The sequence below is a fragment of the Streptomyces sp. NPDC039465 genome, from assembly GCF_055639315.1.
This window is the reverse complement of record NZ_JBVKAP010000006.1, coordinates 199,056-220,991: the sequence shown is the minus strand read 5'-3', so window position 1 is coordinate 220,991 and position 21,936 is coordinate 199,056. Positions and strand designations below refer to the sequence as shown.

Annotated in this window: 23 protein-coding genes; 20 read left to right on the top strand and 3 right to left on the bottom strand. The window is 69.5% G+C overall.

The window, feature by feature from the left end:
* The first annotated feature begins 199 nt into the window (after window positions 1-199).
* The 19 genes from ACZ7LT_RS21420 to ACZ7LT_RS21330 all read left to right on the top strand — a co-directional run bounded on the left by ACZ7LT_RS21420 (window position 200) and on the right by ACZ7LT_RS21330 (window position 17,311).
* Entirely contained in the window at window positions 200-1,291 is a 1,092-nt protein-coding gene (locus ACZ7LT_RS21420) for an LCP family protein (RefSeq protein ID WP_471237654.1), read from the top strand.
* Window positions 1,292-1,432: 141 nt separating this feature from the next.
* Complete coding sequence (rpmE, locus tag ACZ7LT_RS21415) at window positions 1,433-1,657, top strand: 50S ribosomal protein L31 (protein ID WP_258784768.1); 225 nt, start codon at window positions 1,433-1,435, stop codon at window positions 1,655-1,657.
* A gap of 104 nt (window positions 1,658-1,761) precedes the next feature.
* A complete protein-coding gene (prfA, locus tag ACZ7LT_RS21410; protein ID WP_019889494.1) occupies window positions 1,762-2,838 on the top strand; it encodes a peptide chain release factor 1 in 1,077 nt (358 codons plus the stop codon).
* A 27-nt stretch (window positions 2,839-2,865) separates the two neighbouring features.
* Window positions 2,866-3,711 carry a peptide chain release factor N(5)-glutamine methyltransferase gene (gene prmC, locus ACZ7LT_RS21405; RefSeq protein WP_471237653.1) on the top strand — a complete coding sequence of 282 codons (846 nt, stop codon included), beginning with the start codon at window positions 2,866-2,868 and terminating at the stop codon, window positions 3,709-3,711.
* A 31-nt stretch (window positions 3,712-3,742) separates the two neighbouring features.
* On the top strand, window positions 3,743-4,390 hold the full coding sequence (locus tag ACZ7LT_RS21400; RefSeq protein ID WP_019889496.1) for an L-threonylcarbamoyladenylate synthase: 648 nt from the start codon (window positions 3,743-3,745) through the stop codon (window positions 4,388-4,390).
* A gap of 28 nt (window positions 4,391-4,418) precedes the next feature.
* Window positions 4,419-5,063: an arsenate reductase/protein-tyrosine-phosphatase family protein gene (locus ACZ7LT_RS21395; protein ID WP_471237652.1), complete on the top strand. Its 645-nt coding sequence runs from the start codon at window positions 4,419-4,421 to the stop codon at window positions 5,061-5,063.
* A gap of 155 nt (window positions 5,064-5,218) precedes the next feature.
* On the top strand, window positions 5,219-6,502 hold the full coding sequence (locus tag ACZ7LT_RS21390) for a serine hydroxymethyltransferase (protein WP_471237651.1): 1,284 nt from the start codon (window positions 5,219-5,221) through the stop codon (window positions 6,500-6,502).
* 107 nt (window positions 6,503-6,609) lie between these two features.
* A complete protein-coding gene (locus ACZ7LT_RS21385; RefSeq protein WP_471237650.1) occupies window positions 6,610-7,932 on the top strand; it encodes an MraY family glycosyltransferase in 1,323 nt (440 codons plus the stop codon).
* Between the two features lie 262 nt (window positions 7,933-8,194).
* Window positions 8,195-8,632 (top strand): hypothetical protein, encoded by a 438-nt coding sequence (locus ACZ7LT_RS21380; RefSeq protein WP_471237649.1) that lies wholly within the window; start codon window positions 8,195-8,197, stop codon window positions 8,630-8,632.
* A 225-nt stretch (window positions 8,633-8,857) separates the two neighbouring features.
* Window positions 8,858-9,667: a F0F1 ATP synthase subunit A gene (atpB, locus tag ACZ7LT_RS21375; RefSeq protein ID WP_471237648.1), complete on the top strand. Its 810-nt coding sequence runs from the start codon at window positions 8,858-8,860 to the stop codon at window positions 9,665-9,667.
* A 79-nt stretch (window positions 9,668-9,746) separates the two neighbouring features.
* Window positions 9,747-9,989: an ATP synthase F0 subunit C gene (atpE, locus tag ACZ7LT_RS21370; protein ID WP_019889504.1), complete on the top strand. Its 243-nt coding sequence runs from the start codon at window positions 9,747-9,749 to the stop codon at window positions 9,987-9,989.
* Between the two features lie 41 nt (window positions 9,990-10,030).
* The gene (locus tag ACZ7LT_RS21365) at window positions 10,031-10,576 is read left to right on the top strand and encodes a F0F1 ATP synthase subunit B (RefSeq protein ID WP_471237647.1); all 546 of its coding nucleotides are present in this window, start codon (window positions 10,031-10,033) and stop codon (window positions 10,574-10,576) included.
* A complete protein-coding gene (locus ACZ7LT_RS21360) occupies window positions 10,573-11,388 on the top strand; it encodes a F0F1 ATP synthase subunit delta (protein WP_471237646.1) in 816 nt (271 codons plus the stop codon). The genes ACZ7LT_RS21365 and ACZ7LT_RS21360 overlap by 4 nt, the downstream gene beginning before the upstream one ends.
* Window positions 11,389-11,521: 133 nt before the next feature.
* Complete coding sequence (gene atpA, locus ACZ7LT_RS21355) at window positions 11,522-13,120, top strand: F0F1 ATP synthase subunit alpha (RefSeq protein WP_471237645.1); 1,599 nt, start codon at window positions 11,522-11,524, stop codon at window positions 13,118-13,120.
* A 20-nt stretch (window positions 13,121-13,140) separates the two neighbouring features.
* Window positions 13,141-14,058, top strand: a complete 918-nt coding sequence (locus ACZ7LT_RS21350) for a F0F1 ATP synthase subunit gamma (RefSeq protein ID WP_471237644.1) — start codon at window positions 13,141-13,143, stop codon at window positions 14,056-14,058.
* Window positions 14,058-15,500 carry a F0F1 ATP synthase subunit beta gene (atpD, locus tag ACZ7LT_RS21345; RefSeq protein WP_471237643.1) on the top strand — a complete coding sequence of 481 codons (1,443 nt, stop codon included), beginning with the start codon at window positions 14,058-14,060 and terminating at the stop codon, window positions 15,498-15,500. Before ACZ7LT_RS21350 ends, atpD begins: the two co-directional genes overlap by 1 nt.
* Before the next feature lie 111 nt (window positions 15,501-15,611).
* A complete protein-coding gene (locus tag ACZ7LT_RS21340) occupies window positions 15,612-15,986 on the top strand; it encodes a F0F1 ATP synthase subunit epsilon (protein ID WP_471237642.1) in 375 nt (124 codons plus the stop codon).
* A 129-nt stretch (window positions 15,987-16,115) separates the two neighbouring features.
* Window positions 16,116-16,562: a DUF2550 domain-containing protein gene (locus ACZ7LT_RS21335; protein WP_471237641.1), complete on the top strand. Its 447-nt coding sequence runs from the start codon at window positions 16,116-16,118 to the stop codon at window positions 16,560-16,562.
* Window positions 16,559-17,311: a 4'-phosphopantetheinyl transferase family protein gene (locus tag ACZ7LT_RS21330; protein ID WP_471237640.1), complete on the top strand. Its 753-nt coding sequence runs from the start codon at window positions 16,559-16,561 to the stop codon at window positions 17,309-17,311. The genes ACZ7LT_RS21335 and ACZ7LT_RS21330 overlap by 4 nt, the downstream gene beginning before the upstream one ends.
* A gap of 23 nt (window positions 17,312-17,334) precedes the next feature.
* On the opposite strand, the gene ACZ7LT_RS21325 is transcribed toward ACZ7LT_RS21330, so the two are convergent.
* The 3 genes from ACZ7LT_RS21325 to ACZ7LT_RS21315 all read right to left on the bottom strand — a co-directional run bounded on the left by ACZ7LT_RS21325 (window position 17,335) and on the right by ACZ7LT_RS21315 (window position 21,159).
* Window positions 17,335-19,182: a glycosyl hydrolase family 18 protein gene (locus tag ACZ7LT_RS21325; protein WP_471237639.1), complete on the bottom strand. Its 1,848-nt coding sequence runs from the start codon at window positions 19,180-19,182 to the stop codon at window positions 17,335-17,337.
* A gap of 133 nt (window positions 19,183-19,315) precedes the next feature.
* Complete coding sequence (locus tag ACZ7LT_RS21320; protein ID WP_471237638.1) at window positions 19,316-19,966, bottom strand: response regulator; 651 nt, start codon at window positions 19,964-19,966, stop codon at window positions 19,316-19,318.
* Window positions 19,963-21,159 (bottom strand): sensor histidine kinase, encoded by a 1,197-nt coding sequence (locus ACZ7LT_RS21315; RefSeq protein WP_471237637.1) that lies wholly within the window; start codon window positions 21,157-21,159, stop codon window positions 19,963-19,965. Before ACZ7LT_RS21315 ends, ACZ7LT_RS21320 begins: the two co-directional genes overlap by 4 nt.
* A 151-nt stretch (window positions 21,160-21,310) precedes the next feature.
* Between ACZ7LT_RS21315 and ACZ7LT_RS21310 the strand changes: the two genes are divergently transcribed.
* On the top strand, window positions 21,311-21,889 hold the full coding sequence (locus ACZ7LT_RS21310) for a hypothetical protein (protein ID WP_471237636.1): 579 nt from the start codon (window positions 21,311-21,313) through the stop codon (window positions 21,887-21,889).
* Window positions 21,890-21,936 lie beyond the last annotated feature (47 nt).

Genomic DNA, 21,936 nt, shown 5'->3' with positions numbered 1-21,936 from the left:
ACGCCACGTCGGCCCCGCCGTCGTAACCCGTCCGTGACCTGTGTAAAGACCACCGCGCCCACCGTGCCCCGCACGGTGGGCGCAGTGTTTCCACACATCGTGCTCGCCGAAACCCCACAGGTCCCTGTGCAACCCTTTCGGGCGCCTTGCCGTCACACAAGGTGAACCGATGACCTGAGCCGCTGACCCGAGGAAGCCGATGACCGAGCAGAGCACGAGCGGCCGAATACGCGGAGCCGGACGCCGGCGCAAGCCGCCCACGAAGACCCGCAAGGTGGTCACCGTCGCCGTCTGGACCGCCGCCGCGGCCGTGGTCGTCGGCGGAGGGGGACTCGGTTACGTCTACTTCTCGCTCAACGGCAACATCAAGGGCGTCGACATCAACGCCCAGCTCGGCGACAACCGTCCGATCGACGTCGACAACGGCTCTATGGACATCCTCGTCCTCGGCTCCGACTCCCGCTCCGGCGACAACGGCGCCTACGGCAAGGACGAGGGCGGCGCCCGCTCCGACACCGCCATGATCGTCCACGTCTACGAGGGCCACAAGAAGGCCAGCGTCGTCTCCGTCCCGCGCGACACCCTCGTCGACCGCCCGCAGTGCACCGACGACCAGGGCAAGCAGGTCACCGGCGAGCGCCGCGCCATGTTCAACACGGCGTACGAGGTCGGCGGCCCCGCCTGCGCCGTCAAGACCGTCGAGTCGATCTCCGGCATCCGTATGGACCACTACATCGAGGTCGACTTCACCGGCTTCAAGAAGCTGATCGACGAGCTCGGCGGGGTGAAGATCACCACCACCAAGCCGATCAAGGACGACAAGAGCCACCTCGACCTCGAACCCGGCCCGCACACCCTCGACGGCGAGCAGTCCCTCGGCCTCGTCCGCACCCGCAAGAGCGTCGGCGACGGCAGCGACCTCGGCCGGATCCAGCTCCAGCAGGCCTTCATGAAGGCCTTCATCAACCAGGTCAAGAGCGTCGGCGTCTTCACCAGCCCGAAGAAGCTCCTCGACCTCGCCGACACGGCCACCAAGGCCATCAGGCCCGACTCCGAGCTGGACTCCGTCAACGAGCTGATGAGCTTCGCGAGCGGCCTCAAGGGCCTCGGCGCCGAAGACGTCCACATGATCACGCTGCCGGTCACCTACGACGAACGCGACCCGAACCGGGTCGTCCCCCTCCAGGCCCAGTCCCAGCAGGTCTGGGCGGCCCTCAAGGCCGACCGGCCCATCCCGGCGAGCGCCACCAAGGACACCGCCACCGGCTCCGCCGACGGCGTCGTGAAGTAGCCGGAACCCGGTGGAATAGATCCGGCCACCCCCCGGTTTTGGGAGATGCGGCCGGTCCTGGCAGACTGGTACGTCGGCCCCGGTTCACGCACCCGCATCCCGCGCGTGCGACCCGGCGCCCTCCCGAAACTAGGAGACACCTTGAAGCGCGACATCCACCCCGAGTACGTCGAGACCCAGGTCAGCTGCACCTGCGGTGCGTCGTTCACCACCCGTAGCACGATCGACGGCGGCACCATCCGTGCCGAGGTCTGCTCCGAGTGCCACCCGTTCTACACGGGCAAGCAGAAGATCCTCGACACCGGCGGTCGTGTGGCCCGCTTCGAGGCCCGCTTCGGCAAGGCTGCCGGCTCCGCCAAGAAGTAGCGAGCCACTGCGCCGGTCTTCGGCCGCCCCGACCGGGGGTGGCCGGGACCGGCGTTTGCCGTCTCCCCGCAGCCCCACTTGCCGTACGAAACCAGGAGCCCCCGATGTTCGAGGCGGTCGAGGAACTGGTCGGCGAACACGCCGACCTCGAGAAGAAGCTCGCCGACCCTTCGGTCCACGCCGATCAGGCGAACGCGCGCAAGCTCAACAAGCGGTACGCCGAGCTGACGCCGATCGTGGCCACGTTCCGCTCGTGGAAGCAGAGCGGGGACGACATCGAGACGGCCCGCGAGCTGGCCCACGACGACCCCGACTTCGCCGCCGAGGTCAAGGAGCTGGAGAAGCAGCGCGAGGAGCTGACGGACAAGCTCCGGCTGCTCCTGGTCCCGCGCGACCCCAGCGACGACAAGGACGTCATCCTGGAGATCAAGGCGGGCGCCGGCGGCGACGAGTCCGCCCTGTTCGCCGGCGACCTGCTGCGCATGTACCTGCGGTACGCCGAGCGCGTCGGCTGGAAGACTGAGATCATCGACTCCACCGAGTCCGAGCTGGGCGGCTACAAGGACGTCCAGGTCGCGGTGAAGACCAAGGGCGGCCAGGGCGCCACCGAGCCCGGCCAGGGCGTCTGGGCGCGGCTGAAGTACGAGGGCGGGGTGCACCGCGTGCAGCGCGTGCCCGCCACCGAGTCGCAGGGCCGGATCCACACCTCCGCCGCAGGTGTCCTCGTGACGCCCGAGGCCGAGGAGATCGAGGTCGAGGTCCACGCCAACGACCTGCGCATCGACGTCTACCGCTCGTCGGGCCCCGGCGGCCAGTCCGTCAACACCACCGACTCCGCGGTCCGCATCACCCACCTGCCGACCGGCATCGTCGCCTCCTGCCAGAACGAGAAGAGCCAGCTCCAGAACAAGGAGCAGGCCATGCGTATCCTCCGGTCCAGGCTGCTCGCCGCGGCCCAGGAGGAGGCCGAGTCGAAGGCCGCCGACGCCCGTCGCAGCCAGGTTCGTACGGTCGACCGCTCCGAGAAGATCCGTACGTACAACTTCCCGGAAAACCGCATCTCGGACCACCGCGTCGGCTTCAAGGCGTACAACTTGGACCAGGTGCTCGACGGAGAGCTCGACCCCGTCATCCAGGCCTGCGTCGACGCCGACTCCGCGGCGAAGCTCGCCGCCGCGTAAGCCACATTCCCCGTACGGAGGACCAGCGTGAACCTGCTGCTCGCGGAAGTGGCCCAGGCCACCCAGCGGCTGGCCGACGCCGGCGTGCCCTCGCCGCGCAACGACGCGGAGGAGCTCGCCGCGTTCGTGCACGGCGTCAGGCGCGGGGAGCTGCACACCGTCAAGGACGCGGACTTCGACGCGCGCTACTGGGAGACCATCGCCCGGCGCGAGGCGCGTGAACCGCTCCAGCACATCACCGGACGTGCCTTCTTCCGCTATCTGGAGCTCCAGGTCGGGCCCGGTGTCTTCGTGCCGCGCCCGGAGACCGAGTCGGTCGTCGGGTGGGCCATAGACGCCGTACGCGCCATGGACGTCGTCGAGCCGCTCATCGTGGACCTGTGCACGGGCTCCGGGGCCATCGCCCTGGCCATGGCCCAGGAGGTGCCGCGCTCGCGCGTGCACGCCGTGGAGCTCTCCGACGACGCGCTGGTGTGGACGCGGAAGAACGCCGAGGGGTCCAGGGTCACCGTCCACCAGGGCGACGCCCTGAGCGCCCTCCCCGAGCTCGACGGCCAGGTCGACCTGGTCATCTCCAATCCGCCGTACATCCCGCTCACCGAGTGGGAGTACGTCGCCCCCGAGGCCCGCGACCACGACCCGGAGATGGCCCTCTTCTCCGGCGAGGACGGCCTCGACACCATCCGCGGGATCGAGCGCACCGCGCACCGCCTGCTGCGGCCCGGCGGGCTCGTCGTCATCGAGCACGCCGACACCCAGGGCGGCCAGGTCCCGTGGATCTTCAACGAGGAGGCCGGCTGGGCCGACGCGGCCGACCACCCGGACCTGAACAACCGTCCCCGCTTCGCCACGGCCCGCAAGGCGACGCCGTGACCACCCGTACCGTGTACCAGGAGGCCCGCTGATGGCTCGGCGATACGACTGCAACGACGCGACGGACCGTACGACGGGCCTGCGAGAGGCCGCGTCGGCCGTCCGCCGCGGCGAGCTCGTCGTGCTCCCCACCGACACCGTGTACGGCATCGGTGCGGACGCCTTCTCCTCGGAGGCGGTCGCCGACCTGCTGCAGGCCAAGGGGCGTGGCCGCAACATGCCCACCCCGGTCCTCATCGGCTCCCCGAACACCCTGCACGGCCTGGTCACCGACTTCTCCGAGCAGGCGTGGGAACTCGTCGACGCCTTCTGGCCGGGCGCGCTGACCCTGGTCGCCAAGCACCAGCCGTCCCTCCAGTGGGACCTGGGGGACACCCGTGGCACGGTCGCGATCCGGATGCCGCTGCACCCGGTCGCCATCGAGCTGCTCACCGAGGTAGGCCCGATGGCCGTCTCCTCCGCCAACCTGACCGGGCACCCGGCGCCGGAGGACTGCGACGCCGCGCAGGAGATGCTCGGCGACTCCGTCTCCGTCTACCTGGACGGCGGCCCCACCCCGGGCATCGTCCCGTCCTCGATCGTCGACGTCACCGGCAAGGTGCCGGTGCTGCTGCGCGCCGGTGCCCTGGACGCGGACGAGCTCCGGAAGGTCGTACCCGACCTCGAGGTGGCCCCGTGAGCGGAGCGCACAACCGAGGACCAGCACTGTGACCGCCCCTGAGGGGCGTGGCATAGCGGGGTACGACAACTCCTTCCGCATCCTCCACGTCAGCACCGGCAACGTCTGCCGCTCGCCGATCACCGAGCGGCTGACCCGCCATGCCCTGAGCGACCGCCTGGGCGGCGATCCGCTCGCGGGCGGCCTGATCGTGGAGAGCGCGGGCACCTGGGGCCACGAGGGCGCCCCGATGGAGGCCAACGCCGAGATCGTCCTCGCGGACTTCGGCGCCGACGCGACCGGCTTCGTGGGCCGCGAGCTCCTCGACGAACACGTCATCCGCGCGGACCTGGTCCTCACGGCCACCCGCGACCACCGCGCCCAGGTCATCTCGATGGGCCACTCCGCGGGCCTGCGCACCTTCACCCTCAAGGAATTCACCCGCCTGGTCCGCGCCATAGACCCGGCGACGCTCCCGGACCCCCTCAGCGACGGCATGGTCGAGCGGGCGCGTGCGCTGGTGCGTGCGGCGGCGGCGCTGCGGGGCTGGCTGCTGGCGCCGAGCGCGGAGGCGGACGAGGTGAATGATCCGTACGGGGCGCCGATCACGTTCTTCCGTTCGATCGGGGACGAGATCAATCAGGCGCTGGATCCGGTCGTGACCGCGCTGACGGGTGTGCCGGCGCGTATGTGACGGCGGCGCCCGCGTGGGGCGTCCGCCCGGACCTGACGGCTCATGGGGGTGAGTGGCCGAAAACAAGCCGTGCACCCGGATCGCCGTACTACCGCGCATCCGGGTCGCCGCGCGCCTACATTGGAGCTGAAGCCCAGCCCACGCCTGGAGCCAAGATGCCGGTCACCGCTGCTCCCGCTGCCGCCTCCGACGATGTGCGTGCCACCGCCTACGGTCCGGATTTCGACGTCCTGCGACGGCAGGACCCGGAGATCGCCGATGTGATGCTCGGCGAGGTACGACGGCAGGGCGACGGCCTGCAGCTCATCGCCGCCGAGAACTTCGCCTCGCCCGCCGTGCTCGCCGCCCTCGGCTCGCCCCTCGCCAACAAGTACGCCGAGGGCTACCCCGGCGCCCGCCACCACGGCGGATGCGAGTTCGTCGACGCCGCCGAACGCATCGCCGTCGACCGCGCCAAAGCCCTCTTCGGCGCCGAACACGCCAACGTACAGCCCCACTCCGGCTCCTCCGCCGTCCTCGCCGCCTACGCCGCGCTGCTCCGGCCCGGAGACACCGTTCTCGCCATGGGACTGGCCTTCGGCGGCCACCTCACCCATGGCTCACCGGCCAACTTCTCCGGCCGCTGGTTCGACTTCGTGCCCTACGGCGTCGACGCCGGCACCGGCCTCATCGAGTACGACCAGGTCCGCACCCTCGCCCGCACCCACCGCCCCAAGGCCATCGTCTGCGGCTCGATCTCCTACCCCCGCCACATCGACTACGCCCTCTTCCGGGAGATCGCCGACGAGGTCGGCGCCTATCTGATCGCCGACGCCGCTCATCCCATGGGCCTGATCGCCGGCGGCGCGGCGCCCAGCCCCGTGCCGTACGCGGACGTGGTCTGCGCCACCACCCACAAGGTGCTCCGCGGCCCCCGCGGCGGACTGATCCTGTGCGGCGCCGAGCTCGCCGAGCGCATCGACCGGGCCGTCTTCCCCTTCACCCAGGGCGGCGCCCAGATGCACACCATCGCCGCCAAGGCCGTCGCCTTCGGCGAGGCGGCAACACCGGCGTTCTCCGCGTACGCCCATCAGGTGGTGGATCACGCCCGGGTCCTCGCGGCCGCTCTCGCCACCGAGGGCTTCGCGCTCACCACCGGCGGCACCGACACCCACGTCATCACCGCCGACCCCTCCCCGCTCGGCATCGACGGACGCCTCGCCCGGCTGCGGCTCGCGGCCGCCGGAGTGGTCCTCGACACCTGCGCCCTGCCGTACGGCGACGGGCGGGGCATCCGCCTGGGCACCGCCGCGGTGACGACCCAGGGCATGGGCCCGGCCGAGATGGCCAGAATCGCCACCCTCTTCACCGCGGCGCTCAGCGAGGACCCCGACGAGGCCGCCCGCGTCCGCGCCGAAGTACGTGATCTTGCCGGGCGATTTCCTCCGTACGGACGGTAGGGAAACGGGCCGTGCAACCATCGCCCTGCCCCGGATGTCCTTCAGCACATGGATGGCACAGCTAGGGTGTGGGGCTGAGATGGCCAGCGATTCCTGTGGGGCAGCCCGTGCGTGATTACCTGCTGACGCTCTGTGTCACGGCTGCGGTGACCTACCTGCTGACCGGTCCGGTGCGGAAGTTCGCCATCGCGGCCGGGGCGATGCCGGAGATCCGCGCGCGAGACGTACACCGAGAACCGACACCGCGGCTCGGTGGCATCGCCATGTTCTTCGGGCTGTGCGCGGGCCTGCTGGTCGCCTCGCACCTGGAGAACCTCAGCAGCGTCTTCGACCTCTCCAACGAGCCACGCGCGCTGCTCTCCGGCGCCGCCCTGATCTGGCTGATCGGCGTCCTGGACGACAAGTTCGAGATCGACGCCCTGATCAAGCTGGGCGCGCAGATGATCGCGGCCGGTGTGATGGTGATGCAGGGTCTGACGATCCTCTGGCTGCCCATCCCCGGTGTCGGCACCGTCGCCCTCACCCAGTGGCAGGGCACGCTGCTCACCGTCGCGCTGGTCGTCATCACCATCAACGCGGTCAACTTCGTCGACGGCCTCGACGGCCTCGCCTCGGGCATGACCTGCATCGCCGCCGGGGCCTTCTTCCTGTACGCGTACCGGATCTGGTTCGGCTACACCATCGAGGCCGCCGCCCCCGCCACGCTCTTCGCCGTCCTGCTCATCGGCATGTGCCTGGGGTTCCTGCCGCACAACATGCACCCCGCCCGGATCTTCATGGGCGACTCCGGCTCGATGCTGATCGGGCTGATCCTCGCCGCCTCCGCGATCTCGATCACCGGCCAGGTCGACCCGGACGCCCTCAAGATCTTCGAGGGCTCCACCCGTGAGGCCACCCACGCGGCGCTGCCCGTCTTCATCCCGCTGGTGCTGCCGCTGACGATCATCGCGATCCCGGTCGCGGACCTGATCCTGGCGATCGTGCGCCGCACCTGGCACGGCCAGTCGCCGTTCGCCGCCGACCGCGGCCACCTCCACCACCGGCTCCTGGAGATCGGGCACTCCCACAGCCGGGCCGTGCTGATCATGTACTTCTGGTCGGCGCTGATCGCCTTCGGCACGCTCGCCTACTCGGTGCACTCGGCGTCGATGTGGATCGTGCTGCTGATCGTCGTGCTGAGCGCCGCCGGACTGGTGCTCCTGCTGCTGCCGCGGTTCACGCCGCGGGCCCCGCGCTGGGCGGAATCCTTCGTACCGCCGCGCTACCGCAGGCGCCGTTTCGCCGCCACAGAACCGGCGGCCGGCTCTCCCGCCGCCTCCACCGCCCCGGTGGAGGAGCGCACCCCTGTGCCCGCCGGGGTCAATGGGGCGACCGCGATCGGCCACCGTTCGCGGTTCACGGACCGGCGTAAGGCCGGTACGCCCAGTTGACGAATGCGGCAATCCGCCGCATTACCAGACAAGGCCCCTCGGTTTCCTGCACACACGCGCAGGCTCACTCTCATGTGTGAGAGTGAGCACACCACTGGGTAAAGACCTATTCAAATAGTTTGTGATACGGTTCACGAGACCCGGCGACAGAGCCGAAGGACCGTAGTGCGACGGTCCGTTGGCCCCGAGATCACGCCTCGGACCGGGCATACGCTCGTCCATGACGACACCACTGCCCCCACCAGCAAGCGGAGATGCCGCCATGCCGTCCAACGACGCCCGCACCCTGCTCTACGCCGCCGTACCCTCCGCTGTCACCGGCGCAGTCGCCGCCGTGATCAGCGGCGTGGTCGCCGGCGGCAAGGGGGCGCTCGGGGCCGTCGCCGGGACGGTGGTGGTCATCCTCTTCATGGGAATCGGTCTCGTGGTGCTCCAGCGGACCGCAAAGTCTCTTCCGCAGCTGTTCCAGGCCATGGGGCTCATGCTCTACACGGCCCAACTGCTGCTGCTCTTCATGTTGATGGCCCTGCTCAAGAACACGACGTGGTTCAACTTCAAGGCCTTCGGATTCACCCTGCTCGCGGCGACCATTGTCTGGATCGCCGCTCAGGCGCGCGCGTACATGACCGCGAAGATCATGTACGTCGATTCCGAAGCCGCGAAGGGTGAGAAGCCCGAGAAGACGGGTTCGTCGACGTGAAGGGTAGGGCCGGGATAAATGCCCGTTCGGGATCCTGCTATCGTCCGGTGCCAACTGCGGCACTGCGGGCGCGGGCATCCGAGCTGACGCCTGTCCCAGCGCGAGGCTCGAAGCCGAACCGCCGCCCCCTTATCCGTAAGACCAGTCCAGTGCCGACCCGCGGCTGCGTGCCGCGCCGACACAACGAGGTTGCCGTACCTATGCGCCACGCTGAAGGAGCCCGCGGTGAGTGCTGACCAGACGCTTGCCTTCGACCCCGATTGCCACATCTTCACCGGATGTGGCTTCCCGGCGCCGGGCCTCCACACCTTCCTGTACGAGCCCATCGCCACCATCGGCGGCTTCGAGTTCACCAAGCCGATGCTGCTCGCGCTGATCAGCACGCTCGTGGTCGTCGGCTTCTTCTGGGCCGCCTTCAACAAGCCCAAGATGGTGCCGGGCAAGGTTCAGATGATCGGCGAGGCCGGGTACGACTTCGTGCGTCGCGGCATTGTCTACGAGATCATCGGCAAGAAGGACGGCGAGAAGTACGTCCCGCTGATGGTGTCGCTCTTCTTCTTCGTGTGGATCATGAACCTCTGGTCCATCATCCCGCTCGCGCAGTTCCCGGTCACCTCGCTGATCGCCTTCCCGGCCGCTCTCGCGCTGATCGTGTACGTGCTCTGGATCAGCCTGACCTTCAAGAAGCACGGCTTCGTCGGCGGCTGGAAGAACATCCTCGGCTACGACAAGAACCTCGGCCCGATCCTGCCGGTCGTGATGGTCCTCGAGTTCTTCTCGAACCTGATCATCCGCCCCTTCACGCACGCGGTCCGACTGTTCGCGAACATGTTCGCCGGTCACCTCCTGATCGTCATGTTCTCCCTGGCGACCTGGTACCTCATGAACGGCCTGGGCTTCGTCTACGCCGGTGCCTCGTTCGTGATGGTCATCGTGATGACCGCCTTCGAGCTCTTCATCCAGGCCGTGCAGGCGTACGTCTTCGTCCTCCTGGCCTCCAGCTACGTGCAGGGCGCGCTCTCCGAGCACCACTGAGCCAGCTCCATTTCCCAAGACCCGCATTCGTCCGGTGGCCAACCCCCACCGGGACATTGAAAGAGAAGGAAGAACCGGCATGTCCGCTCTCCAGACCCTCGCCGCCGAGAACGCCGTCTCCGGTAACGTCTCCGCGATCGGCTACGGCCTCGCCGCCATCGGCCCCGGCGTCGGCGTCGGCATCATCTTCGGTAACGGCACCCAGGCCCTTGCCCGCCAGCCCGAGGCTGCCGGCCTGATCCGTACCAACCAGATCATGGGTTTCGCCTTCTGTGAGGCGCTCGCCCTCATCGGCATCGTCATGGGCTTCGTCTACAAGTAAGCCGGACCGACAGCCCAACCCCTTTCACGGAAGGCACTGATGTGAACGCTCTGCTTCTTGCGCAGGCGGAGGAGCCTCAGAATCCTCTCGTCCCGCATCTCGACGAGCTCGTCATCGGCCTGATCGCCTTCGTCATCGTCTTCGGCTTCCTCGCGAAGAAGCTCCTTCCGAACATCAACAAGGTTCTGGAGCAGCGCCGCGAGGCCATCGAGGGTGGCATCGAGAAGGCCGAGTCGGCCCAGATCGAGGCTCAGAGCGTGCTGGAGCAGTACAAGGCTCAGCTCGCCGAGGCCCGCCACGAGGCCGCGCGTCTTCGCCAGGAGGCCACGGAGCAGGGCACCGCTCTCATCCAGGAGATGAAGGCGGAAGGCCAGCGCCAGCGCGACGAGATCATCGCTCTCGGCCACGCCCAGATCGAGGCCGACCGCAAGACCGCGGCGACCGCGCTGCGCCAGGACGTGGGCAAGCTCGCCACCGACCTGGCCGGCAAGCTGGTCGGCGAGTCCCTCGAGGACCACGCCCGCCAGAGCCGCACCATCGACCGCTTCCTCGACGAGCTCGAGGAGAAGGCCGAGGCTGCCCGATGAACGGAGCGAGCCGCGAGGCACTGGCTGCCGCACGTGAGCGTCTCGACGCGCTGACCGACACCGGGTCGGTCGACGCGGCGAAGCTCGCCGAGGAGCTGGCCGCCGTTACCGCGCTGCTCAACCGCGAGGTGTCGCTGCGCCGGGTCCTGACGGACCCGTCGCAGGCCGGCGAGGCCAAGGCCGAGCTGGCCGGGCGGCTGCTGAGCGGTCAGGTGGGCGGCGAGACCGTCGACCTGGTCTCCGGCATGGTCCGTTCCCGCTGGTCGCAGTCGCGCGACCTGGTCGACGCGATCGAGGCGCTGGCGAGCACCGCCGACCTCACCGCGGCGCAGCAGGCCGGTGTGCTCGACAGCGTCGAGGACGAGCTGTTCCGGTTCGGCCGGATCGTCGCCTCCAGCCCCGAGCTCCGCTCGGCGCTGACGAGCAAGACGGCGTCCGTGTCCGCCAAGGGTGAGCTGCTGCGCAGCCTGCTCGGCGGCAAGGCCAACCCGGTCACCGAGCGTCTGGTGGTCCGTCTCGTGACCCAGCCGCGGGGACGTAGCCTGGAAGCGGGACTCGAGTCCCTGTCCAAGCTTGCCGCGGCGCGTCGGGACCGCATGGTCGCCGTCGTCACCACGGCGGTGCCCATGACCGACGGGCAGAAGCAGCGCCTCGGCGCCGTGCTGGCCAAGCTGTACGGGCGCCAGATGCACCTGAACCTGGACGTGGACCCGGCGGTCCTCGGCGGGATCTCGGTGCGCGTCGGTGACGAGATCATCAACGGCACCATTTCGGAGCGCCTCGAAGAGGCGGCCCGACGGCTCGCCGGCTGACGTCAGCCACCAACTGAACACAGCATCACCTGCGGCCCGGTTGGGCCGTGCAGAGATTGCAGAAGATTCCTGGGGGTCGGCCCCCAGACCCCCAAGAAAACTTCGGGCCCAACAAGGAGAGCAGGGAACCCAGATGGCGGAGCTCACGATCCGGCCGGAGGAGATCCGGGACGCGCTGGAGACCTTTGTCCAGTCGTACCAGCCGGACGCGGCCTCGCGCGAGGAGGTCGGAACGGTCAGCCTGGCCGGCGACGGCATCGCCAAGGTGGAGGGTCTTCCCTCGGCCATGGCGAACGAGCTGCTGAAGTTCGAGGACGGCACCCTCGGTCTCGCCCTCAACCTCGAGGAGCGCGAGATCGGTGCGATCGTCCTCGGCGAGTTCAGCGGTATCGAGGAGGGACAGCCGGTGCAGCGCACCGGTGAGGTTCTCTCCGTAGGTGTCGGCGAGGGCTACCTCGGCCGCGTTGTCGACCCGCTCGGCAACCCGATCGACGGCCTCGGCGAGATCGCGACCGAGGGCCGCCGCGCCCTCGAGCTGCAGGCACCGGGCGTTATGGCCCGTAAGTCGGTCCACGAGCCGATGGAGACCGGCTACAAGGCCGTCGACGCGATGACCCCCGTCGGCCGTGGCCAGCGTCAGCTGATCATCGGTGACCGTCAGACCGGCAAGACCGCGCTGTGCGTCGACACGATCATCAACCAGCGTGACAACTGGCGCTCGGGCGACGTGAACAAGCAGGTCCGCTGCATCTACGTCGCCATCGGTCAGAAGGGCTCCACCATCGCGTCCGTGCGCGGCGCCCTGGAGGAGGCCGGCGCGCTCGAGTACACGACGATCGTCGCCGCCCCGGCGTCCGACCCGGCCGGCTTCAAGTACCTGGCGCCGTACACCGGTTCCGCCATCGGCCAGCACTGGATGTACCAGGGCAAGCACGTCCTGATCGTCTTCGACGACCTGTCGAAGCAGGCCGACGCCTACCGCGCCGTGTCGCTGCTGCTGCGCCGCCCGCCGGGCCGTGAGGCCTACCCGGGTGACGTCTTCTACCTGCACTCGCGTCTGCTCGAGCGCTGCGCGAAGCTGTCGGACGAGATGGGCGCGGGCTCGATGACCGGTCTGCCGATCGTCGAGACGAAGGCCAACGACGTCTCGGCGTTCATCCCGACCAACGTCATCTCCATCACCGACGGCCAGTGCTTCCTGGAGTCCGACCTGTTCAACGCCGGCCAGCGTCCGGCCCTGAACGTCGGTATCTCGGTCTCCCGTGTCGGTGGCTCCGCCCAGCACAAGGCGATGAAGCAGATCTCCGGTCGCCTCCGTGTCGACCTCGCCCAGTTCCGTGAGCTGGAGGCGTTCGCCGCCTTCGGTTCCGACCTGGACGCCGCGTCGAAGGCGCAGCTGGAGCGCGGTCAGCGCATGGTCGAGCTGCTCAAGCAGGCTCAGTACCAGCCGATGCCGACCGAGAACCAGGTCGTCTCCATCTGGGCCGGCACCACCGGCAAGATGGACGACGTCCCGGTCGCCGACATCCGTCGCTTCGAGGCCGAGCTGCTGGCGTTCCTCCGCCAGAACCACTCGGGTCTCATGACCTCCATCCGTGAGGGCGGCAAGCTGTCGGACGACACGCTGCAGGCCATCGGCGACGCCATCGCGGAGTTCAAGAAGCAGTTCGAGACCTCTGACGGGAAGCTGCTGGGCGACGACGCTTCCGCTGCCGTCAACGTCTCGAAGTGACGACGGAAGGGACCTGACTCATGGGAGCGCAGCTCCGGGTCTATAAGCGTCGCATCAAATCCGTCACCGCGACGAAGAAGATCACCAAGGCGATGGAGATGATCGCCGCCTCGCGCGTCGTCAAGGCGCAGCGCAAGGTGCAGGCGTCGACCCCGTACGCCACCGAGCTGACCCGCGCGGTCACCGCGGTGGCCACGGGTGCGAACGACAAGCACCCGCTGACCACCGAGGCGGAGAACCCGACCCGCGCCGCGGTCCTGCTCCTGTCGAGCGACCGCGGTCTGGCCGGCGCCTTCAACTCCAACGCCATCAAGGCGGCGGAAGCGCTCATCCGCAAGCTGGAGGGCGAGGGCCGCGAGGTCGACATCTATGTCGTCGGCCGCCGTGGCGTCGCGCACTTCAACTTCCGTGAGCGCAAGCTGGCCGACTTGTGGACCGGCTTCACGGACCAGCCGGAGTACGCGGACGCCAAGGCGATCGCGGCTCCGCTGATCGAGGCGATCGAGAAGGACACGGCCGAGGGCGGCGTGGACGAGCTCCACATCGTCTACACCGAGTTCGTCTCGATGATGACGCAGACGGCGGTCGAGGCCCGGCTGCTGCCCCTCAGCCTCGACGAGGTGGCGAAGGAGGCGGGCGAGCAGGACACGCTCCGTCCGCTGTACGACTTCGAGCCGTCGGCGGAGGACGTCCTCGACGCCCTGCTGCCGCGCTACGTCGAGAGCCGGATCTACAACGCGCTGCTCCAGTCGGCTGCCTCCAAGCACGCCGCCACGCGCCGCGCGATGAAGTCGGCGACCGACAACGCGGGAGACTTGATCAACAATCTCTCCCGACTTGCCAACGCGGCCCGCCAGGCCGAAATCACCCAGGAAATCAGCGAGATCGTCGGTGGCACCGCAGCCCTGGCCGACGCGACCGCGGGGAGTGACAAGTAATGACGACCACTGTTGAGACGGCCGCCGCCACGGGCCGCGTCGCCCGGGTCATCGGCCCGGTCGTCGACGTGGAGTTCCCCGTCGACGCGATGCCGGAGATCTACAACGCCCTGCACGTCGAGGTCGCCGACCCGGCCGAGGAGGGCGCCAAGAAGACGCTGACCCTCGAGGTCGCCCAGCACCTTGGTGAGGGCCTGGTCCGCACCATCTCCATGCAGCCCACCGACGGTCTGGTCCGCCAGGCCCCCGTGGTGGACACCGGCAACGGCATCACGGTGCCGGTCGGCGATGTCACCAAGGGCCGCGTGTTCAACACGCTGGGTCAGATCCTGAACGAGCCCGAGGCCGAGTCGGAGGTGGGCGAGCGCTGGTCCATCCACCGCAAGGCCCCGGCCTTCGACCAGCTCGAGTCGAAGACCGAGATGTTCGAGACCGGCCTGAAGGTCGTCGACCTTCTCACCCCGTACGTCAAGGGTGGAAAGATCGGTCTGTTCGGTGGCGCCGGTGTCGGCAAGACCGTTCTCATCCAGGAAATGATCATGCGTGTGGCGAAGCTGCACGAGGGTGTTTCCGTGTTCGCCGGCGTCGGCGAGCGCACGCGTGAGGGCAACGACCTCATCGCGGAGATGGAGGAGTCCGGCGTTCTCGACAAGACCGCGCTGGTCTTCGGCCAGATGGACGAGCCCCCGGGCACCCGTCTGCGCGTGGCCCTCGCCGGTCTGACCATGGCGGAGTACTTCCGCGATGTGCAGAAGCAGGACGTGCTGTTCTTCATCGACAACATCTTCCGCTTCACCCAGGCCGGTTCCGAGGTGTCGACCCTGCTCGGCCGTATGCCCTCCGCGGTGGGCTACCAGCCGAACCTGGCCGACGAGATGGGTCTCCTCCAGGAGCGCATCACCTCGACCCGTGGTCACTCGATCACCTCGATGCAGGCGATCTACGTCCCCGCCGACGACCTCACCGACCCGGCGCCGGCGACCACCTTCGCCCACCTCGACGCGACGACGGTTCTCTCCCGTCCGATCTCGGAGAAGGGCATCTACCCGGCCGTGGACCCGCTGGACTCCACGTCCCGGATCCTGGACCCGCGCTACATCGCGCAGGAGCACTACGACGCCGCCATGCGCGTCAAGGGGATCCTGCAGAAGTACAAGGACCTCCAGGACATCATCGCGATCCTCGGCATCGACGAGCTGAGCGAGGAGGACAAGCTCGTTGTCCACCGCGCCCGCCGTGTCGAGCGGTTCCTGTCCCAGAACACCCACGCGGCGAAGCAGTTCACCGGCGTGGACGGTTCGGACGTGCCGCTGGACGAGTCGATCGCCGCGTTCAACGCGATCTGCGACGGTGAGTACGACCACTTCCCCGAGCAGGCGTTCTTCATGTGCGGTGGCCTCGAGGACCTGAAGGCCAACGCCAAGGAGCTCGGCGTCTCCTGAGCCCCGTGCTCGCCCGAGGGGGGCGGGATCGGTCCCGCCCCCCTCGCCACGCCCTTAGAATTGACCCCAACACCCGGCAGACCCGCCGGGTGGTGACCCGAGGAGCCACCCTTGGCTGCTGAGCTGCACGTCGAGCTGGTCGCCGCGGACCGGAGTGTCTGGTCCGGCGAGGCCACCCTGGTCATCGCGCGTACCACCTCCGGCGACATCGGCGTCATGCCCGGCCACCAGCCGCTGCTCGGTGTGCTGGAGTCGGGCCCGGTGACCATCCGTACGAGCGAGGGCGCGACCGTCGTCGCCGCCGTGCACGGCGGTTTCATCTCGTTCGCCGACGACAAGCTGTCTCTGCTCGCGGAGATCGTCGAGCTGGCGGACGAGATCGACGCCCAGCGCGCCGAGCGCGCGCTGGAGCGTGCGAAGGCGGAGTCGGACGCGGCCGCTGAGCGCCGCGCCGATGTCCGGCTGCGCGCGGTAGCGGTGCGCTAAGGCGCTCCGCACCGAGAGTGTGAACCTCAGCCGCGGCACGACTGGAATTTTCCAGACCGTGTCGCGGCTGAGGCGATGCAGATCCACTGTGTATGACGGTTACGGGACGAAGCGAGGAGGTCGGTGAAGATGTTCCTCGCTCTGCTCGTGGGCGGCCTGGTAGTCGCACTGGTGGTGATCGGGCTCTTCGTCTTCGGACTGCGGCGGCGGCTGATCCAGCGCTCCGGCGGGACCTTCGACTGCAGCCTTCGCTGGAACGTCCCCGAGAAACCCGACCCGTCCGGCAAGGGCTGGGTGTACGGGGTCGCCCGCTACAGCGGTGACCGGATCGGCTGGTTCCGGGTCTTCTCGTACGCGCCCCGCCCCCGCCGCATCCTGGAGCGCTCGTCCATCGAGGTGCTGGCCCGCCGGATGCCCGAGGGCGAGGAGGAGCTGGCGCTGCTCTCCGACGCCGTGGTGCTGGGCTGTCTCCATCAGGGGACCCGGGTGGAGCTGGCCATGAGCGAGGACGCGCTCACCGGCTTCCTGGCCTGGCTGGAGGCGGCGCCTCCGGGGCAGAGGGTCAACGTCGCGTGAGCGATCCCGTAGCAGTCGTACGGCCCGGTGAGTGCCATGTGTGGACCGCCAGGGCCGTTTCCGTACCCTCTCCCGCCCTGCTCGCTCTCCTCGACGAGGAGGAGCGGGCCCGTTACGACGCGTTTCTGCGGGACGAACCGCGGGCGCTGTATCTGACCGCGCACGCCCTGCTGCGCCAGGTGACCGCCGCGCAGCTGGGCACGGATCCCGCGCGGCTCGTCTTCACCACGGTCTGCAACCACTGCGACGGAACGCCCGACCGTCCGCACGGCAAGCCCGGTCTGCCGGACTCCCCCCTCGAACTGTCGCTGTCCCACTCCGGGGAGATGGTGGCCGTCGCGCTGACGTACACCGGACCGGTCGGCGTCGACATCGAGCAGGCCGCGACCCGCGGCGAGCTGCCGCTGAACGTCCTCGCCGCCGTCGAGCGCGCGGAGCTGGACCGGCTGCCGGAGTCCGAGCGGCGCGCCGCCTTCATCCGGTACTGGGCCCGCAAGGAGGCGGTCCTCAAGGCGACCGGGGACGGGCTGATGACCGACCCGGCGACGCTGACCGTCAGCGCCCCCGGCCGGCCGGCCGAGCTGCTGCACTGGGCGGGGCGCGCACAGCCGCACCCGCCGGTGCGGCTGTACGACGTCGAGACGGAGAAGGACTACCGGGCGGCGGTCGCGGTGCTCGGCGACGCCTGCCGGGTGGTCCCGCACCACGTGGAGTACAGCGGGGACGGCGTGCTGCGCCGCCCCCGCTGATCCGTGGCCCCTGCTTCAGGCCGCTACCTCAGGCCGCTGTTGATGGCGCTGACGAGCTCGCCGTTGCTGGTGTCACCACTGAACTCCCAGAAGAAGGCTCCGCCCAGGCCCTGGTTCTTGGCCCAGCCCATCTTCGAGGTGACCGTGGCGGGGGTGTCGTAGCTCCACCAGTTGGTGCCGCAGTGGGCGTAGGCGGTGCCGGCGACGGTGCCGTTGGCGGGGCAGGAGTTCTTGAGGACCTTGTAGTCCTCGATGCCCTGCTCGTACGTGCCGGCCGCCGGGCCCGTGGCGGTGCCGCCCGGCTCCTTCTGGGTCACTCCGGTCCAGCCGCGGCCGTAGAAGCCGATGCCGAGCAGCAGCTTGGCGGCGGGGACGCCCTTCGCCTTGAACTTGGCGATCGCCTCGGCGGAGTTGAAGCCCGCCTGCGGGATGCCGGGGTAGGAGGTGAGCGGGGAGTGCGGGGCCGTGGGTCCCTTGGCCGCCCAGGCGCCGAAGAAGTCGTACGTCATGACGTTGAACCAGTCCATGGACGGCGCGGCGCCCGCGTAGTCGGCCGCGTCGATCTTGCCGCCGGCCGAGGCGTCGGCGGTGACGGCCGCGGTGACCAGGTTCTTCGTGCCGAACTTGGCGCGCATGGCCTGCATCATGTTCTTGAAGGAGGCCGGGCCGCTGGTGTCGCAGGACAGACCGCAGGCGTTGGGGTACTCCCAGTCCAGGTCGATGCCGTCGAAGACGTCGGCCCAGCGCGGGTCCTCGACCAGGTCGTAGCAGGACTGGGCGAAGGCGGTCGGGTTCTGCACGGCCTGGCCGAAGCCGCCGGACCAGGTCCAGCCGCCGAACGACCACAGCACCTTGATGTGCGGGTACTGCGCCTTGAGCTTGCGCAGCTGGTTGAAGTTGCCGCGCAGCGGCTGGTCCCAGGTGTCGGCCTTGCCGTCGACGGACTGGTCGGCGGTGTAGGCCTTGTCGTAGTCGGCGTAGGCGTCACCGATGGTGCACTTGCCGCCCTGGACGTTGCCGAAGGCATAGTTGATGTGCGTGATCTTCGACGCGGAGCCGGACGTCACCAGGTTCTTGACGTGGTAGTTGCGGCCGTAGACGCCCCAGTTGGTGAAGTAGCCCAGCTTGACCGTGGAGCTCGGGCCGGGGCCGGTGCCGCCTCCGGTGGTACGGACCGACGCGGAGCCGCTGACCGGGCCGGTCTGGTCGGCGGTGTCCCGGGCCTGGACCGTGTACGTGTAGTCGGTGCCGGCGGTCAGACCGGTGTTGGTCCAGGTCAGGCCGGTGACCGTGGCGACCTTGGCGCCGTCGCGCAGGACGTCGTAGTTCTTGACGCCCTTGTCGTCGGTGGCGGCGGTCCAGGTCAGCTTGACCGAGGTGTTGGTGATCTCGGAGGCGACGGGGGTGCCGGGGGCGCTCGGCCGGGCGTCGCCGGGCTGCGAGCCGCCGTCGCAGGAGGCGCCGTTGATCTTGCAGCCGGAGGGGGCGCCGCCGCCGGTCCCGTTGAAGCCGAAGGAGACGGTGGCGCCGGGGGCGAGGGTGCCGTTCCAGCCGACGTTCTTGGCGGTCCAGTGGGTGCCGGAGCTGGTGACGGTGGCGTCCCAGGCGGAGGTGACGGCGGTGCCGGAGGGGAAGTCCCACTCGACGGTCCAGGAGCTGAGGGTGGTGGTGCCGGTGTTCTTCACCGTCCACTTGCCCTCGAAGCCGCTGCCCCAGTCGGAGACCTTGGTGTACGTGGCGGTGGCCGACTCGGCGGCCTCGGCGGGGGTCGCCAGACCGACCATCGCGGCAAGCGGCAGCAGCAGTGCGGTCAGCCCGGCGGCGACCCGGGATCTGAAGCGTGGTTGGTGCACGGAGGCTTGAGTGCTCAACGGTGCTCCTCAAGTTGCGGACGGACAAGGTGGGGGTGGTCCGTGAACTGTGCGCGCCGTGAGCGTAGGAAGGTCTGGACCAATCGTCAATAGGTCCAGACCATAGGTGGTGCGACTGGGGGAGGTTAAGGGGTCAGACCCCCAACTCCTGCGCCAGCACAGCCGCTTGGACCCGACTGCGCAGCTCCAGCTTTCCCAGAAGACGGCTGACGTGCGTCTTGACCGTGGCCTCCGCCATCTCCAGCCGCACCGCGATCTCCGCATTGGCCAGGCCCTGCCCCAGACACGACAGCACCTCCCGCTCCCGGCGCGTCAGCACGTCGAGCACCGCCGGATCCGGCGCGTCGGGGGAGCGTACGGGCCGCGGCGCCGCGAACTCGGCGATCAGCCGCCGGGTCACCGCCGGGGCGATCAGACCCTCGCCGCGCGCCACCGTCCGCACCGCCTCGATCAGCTCCCTGGCGTCGGTGTTCTTCAGTAGGAACCCCGAAGCCCCCGCCCGCAGCGCCCCGAAGACGTACTCGTCCAGGTCGAACGTGGTCAGCACGAGCACGTCGGCAACGCCCTCGGCGACCACCTGCCGGGTCGCCGTCACCCCGTCCATCCGCGGCATCTGAATGTCCATCAGGACAAGATCGGGGCGCAGCTCCCGGGCGAGCTCCACGGCCCGCTCCCCGTCCGCCGCCTCACCCACCACCTCGATCTCCGGCGAGCTCCCCAGGATCAGCACCAGACCGGCGCGCACCGCGCTCTGGTCCTCGGCGACCACCACCCGGATCGTCATGGTTTGGGCGTCCTCTCCTCGGCGGGCAGCTCCGCCCGTACCTGCCAGATCTTCGCACCGTCGGGAGTGCCGACCGGTCCTGCCTCGAAGGCCCCGCCGAGCAGGGCCACCCGCTCCCGCATACCGACAAGACCCGCCCCCGACCCGGGCGCGCGCGGCCGCGGACGGTCGCCGAACGTGCTGGTCACCCGCACGGTCAGAGCCCGGTCGTCCTGGCCCAGGGTCACCGTGACCGGGCCCGCCGGGGCGTGCTTGAGGGCATTGGTCAGCGACTCCTGCACGATCCTGTACGCGGCGAGCTCGACCGGCGCGGGCAGCGGCTCCTGCCGAGGCCGACGCGCGTCGTCCAGCGTGAACGTCAGCCCGCTGGAGGCGCCGTTGGCCGTCGCCTGCGCGAGCAGCGCGTCCAGACCGGCGAGCGTGGGGGAGGCGGCCGGCTCCGCGTCACCGCTGCTGGCCCGCAGCAGCCCGATCAGCCGCCGCATCTCGGCGAGGCCCTCGACACTGTTCTCCCGGATCACGGTCAGCGCCTGCCGGGTGGTGGCGTCATCGTCGATCGACAGCGCGGCCGTGGAGTGGATGGCGATCGCCGACAGATGGTTGGCGACCATGTCGTGCAGCTCCCGGGCCATCCGGGCCCGCTCGGCGGTCACCGCCTGGGCCCGGTCCATTTCGGCGAGCAGCGCGGTCTGCTGGGCGCGCAGCGTCGCCGTCTCCGCCGCCTGCCGGTGCCCGCGCACCAGAGCCCCGGTGGTGGCGGGCGCGAACGAGACCAGACCGACGACCATGCCGACGAGCAGCGCCTCCGGATCGCGGTACCACGCCACGAAACCGATGGTCGCCGCCACACTGATCAGCCCGGTGGTGACCGGGATGCGCCGGGCGGAGGCCTGGGTGCCCCACACCACCGCCGCGTACACGATGTCCGTGAACATCAGGACGGTCGCCACGCTGCCGGTGGTGAACTGGTCCGCCACGATCGCCAGCGTGCCGACGAACAGTGCCGTACGGGGCATCGTCCGGCGTACCAGCTCCATCGCGGCCATCACGCCGAGCGGCACCAGCGCCACCCAGTGCTGAGGGAAGAGCCGGCCGCCCTGGGTGTGCAGCCCGATGGCCCACAGCAGCAGGCCGCCGATCAGGCCGCCGGCGGCGATGAGTACGTCGTCGCGGTGAGGGCGGGGCAGAGTCACCCTCCCATCAAACACGTACCGGCCCGCCCCGGACTCCCCGCCCGGTCGGAGCCGCCAGTACATCGAAGGATGCAGTCGCAGCTCGTCACTGACGACGACGCGGGGTGGCGACGGCGACGGGAGGCTGGAACCGTACGAAAGGAGAGCCCCCGTGATCGTCGCCATGATCGTGATCTGCGAGGTCGGATTCTGGGTGCTGCTGGCGGCCGGACTCGCCGTCCGCTACCTGCTGAAGATGCCCCGGACCGGCGCGGCCCTGCTCCTGTGCGAGCCGCTGCTGGAGGTCCTGCTGCTGGTCGTCACCGCGATCGACCTGAAGAACGGCGCCGAGCCGAGCATGAAGCACGGTGTGGCCGCGCTCTACATCGGCTACACCGTCGGCCACGGCCACCGCACGGTCAAGTGGCTCGACCGCCACGCCGCACACCGCTTCGGCGGCGGCCCGGTGCCGTGGCGTCCGCCGAAGTACGGCATGGCCCGGGCGGCCTACGAGGGCAAGCTCTGGCTCGGCACCCTCCTCGGCGCCGCGGTCGCGACCGCGCTGCTCCAGCTCGCGATCTGGTACGTGGGCGACCCGAGCCGGACCGGTTCGCTGGAGAGCTGGATGTCCGCGGCCTGGAAGACGGCCGCCATCCACGGCCTGATCGCGCTCACCTACGCGATCTGGCCGAAGAAGGACCCGACCCCGACCCCAGCCGAGGACCGCGAACCGGTCCGCGTGGAACGCTAGCGAGCCGGGGGCGGCCGGGGTGGCCGTCAGCGTTCGCCGCCCGGGCT

Bases quoted from the DNA above. Each gene is read 5' to 3' on its own strand.
- ACZ7LT_RS21420 (WP_471237654.1), top strand. From the start codon at position 200: ATGACCGAGCAGAGCACGAGCGGCCGAATACGCGGAGCCGGACGCCGG.
- prfA (WP_019889494.1), top strand. From the start codon at position 1,762: ATGTTCGAGGCGGTCGAGGAACTGGTCGGCGAACACGCCGACCTCGAG.
- ACZ7LT_RS21400 (WP_019889496.1), top strand. From the start codon at position 3,743: ATGGCTCGGCGATACGACTGCAACGACGCGACGGACCGTACGACGGGC.
- ACZ7LT_RS21390 (WP_471237651.1), top strand. From the start codon at position 5,219: ATGCCGGTCACCGCTGCTCCCGCTGCCGCCTCCGACGATGTGCGTGCC.
- ACZ7LT_RS21380 (WP_471237649.1), top strand. From the start codon at position 8,195: ATGCCGTCCAACGACGCCCGCACCCTGCTCTACGCCGCCGTACCCTCC.
- atpE (WP_019889504.1), top strand. From the start codon at position 9,747: ATGTCCGCTCTCCAGACCCTCGCCGCCGAGAACGCCGTCTCCGGTAAC.
- ACZ7LT_RS21360 (WP_471237646.1), top strand. From the start codon at position 10,573: ATGAACGGAGCGAGCCGCGAGGCACTGGCTGCCGCACGTGAGCGTCTC.
- atpA (WP_471237645.1), top strand. From the start codon at position 11,522: ATGGCGGAGCTCACGATCCGGCCGGAGGAGATCCGGGACGCGCTGGAG.
- ACZ7LT_RS21350 (WP_471237644.1), top strand. From the start codon at position 13,141: ATGGGAGCGCAGCTCCGGGTCTATAAGCGTCGCATCAAATCCGTCACC.
- atpD (WP_471237643.1), top strand. From the start codon at position 14,058: ATGACGACCACTGTTGAGACGGCCGCCGCCACGGGCCGCGTCGCCCGG.
- ACZ7LT_RS21335 (WP_471237641.1), top strand. From the start codon at position 16,116: ATGTTCCTCGCTCTGCTCGTGGGCGGCCTGGTAGTCGCACTGGTGGTG.
- ACZ7LT_RS21320 (WP_471237638.1), bottom strand. From the start codon at position 19,966: ATGACGATCCGGGTGGTGGTCGCCGAGGACCAGAGCGCGGTGCGCGCC.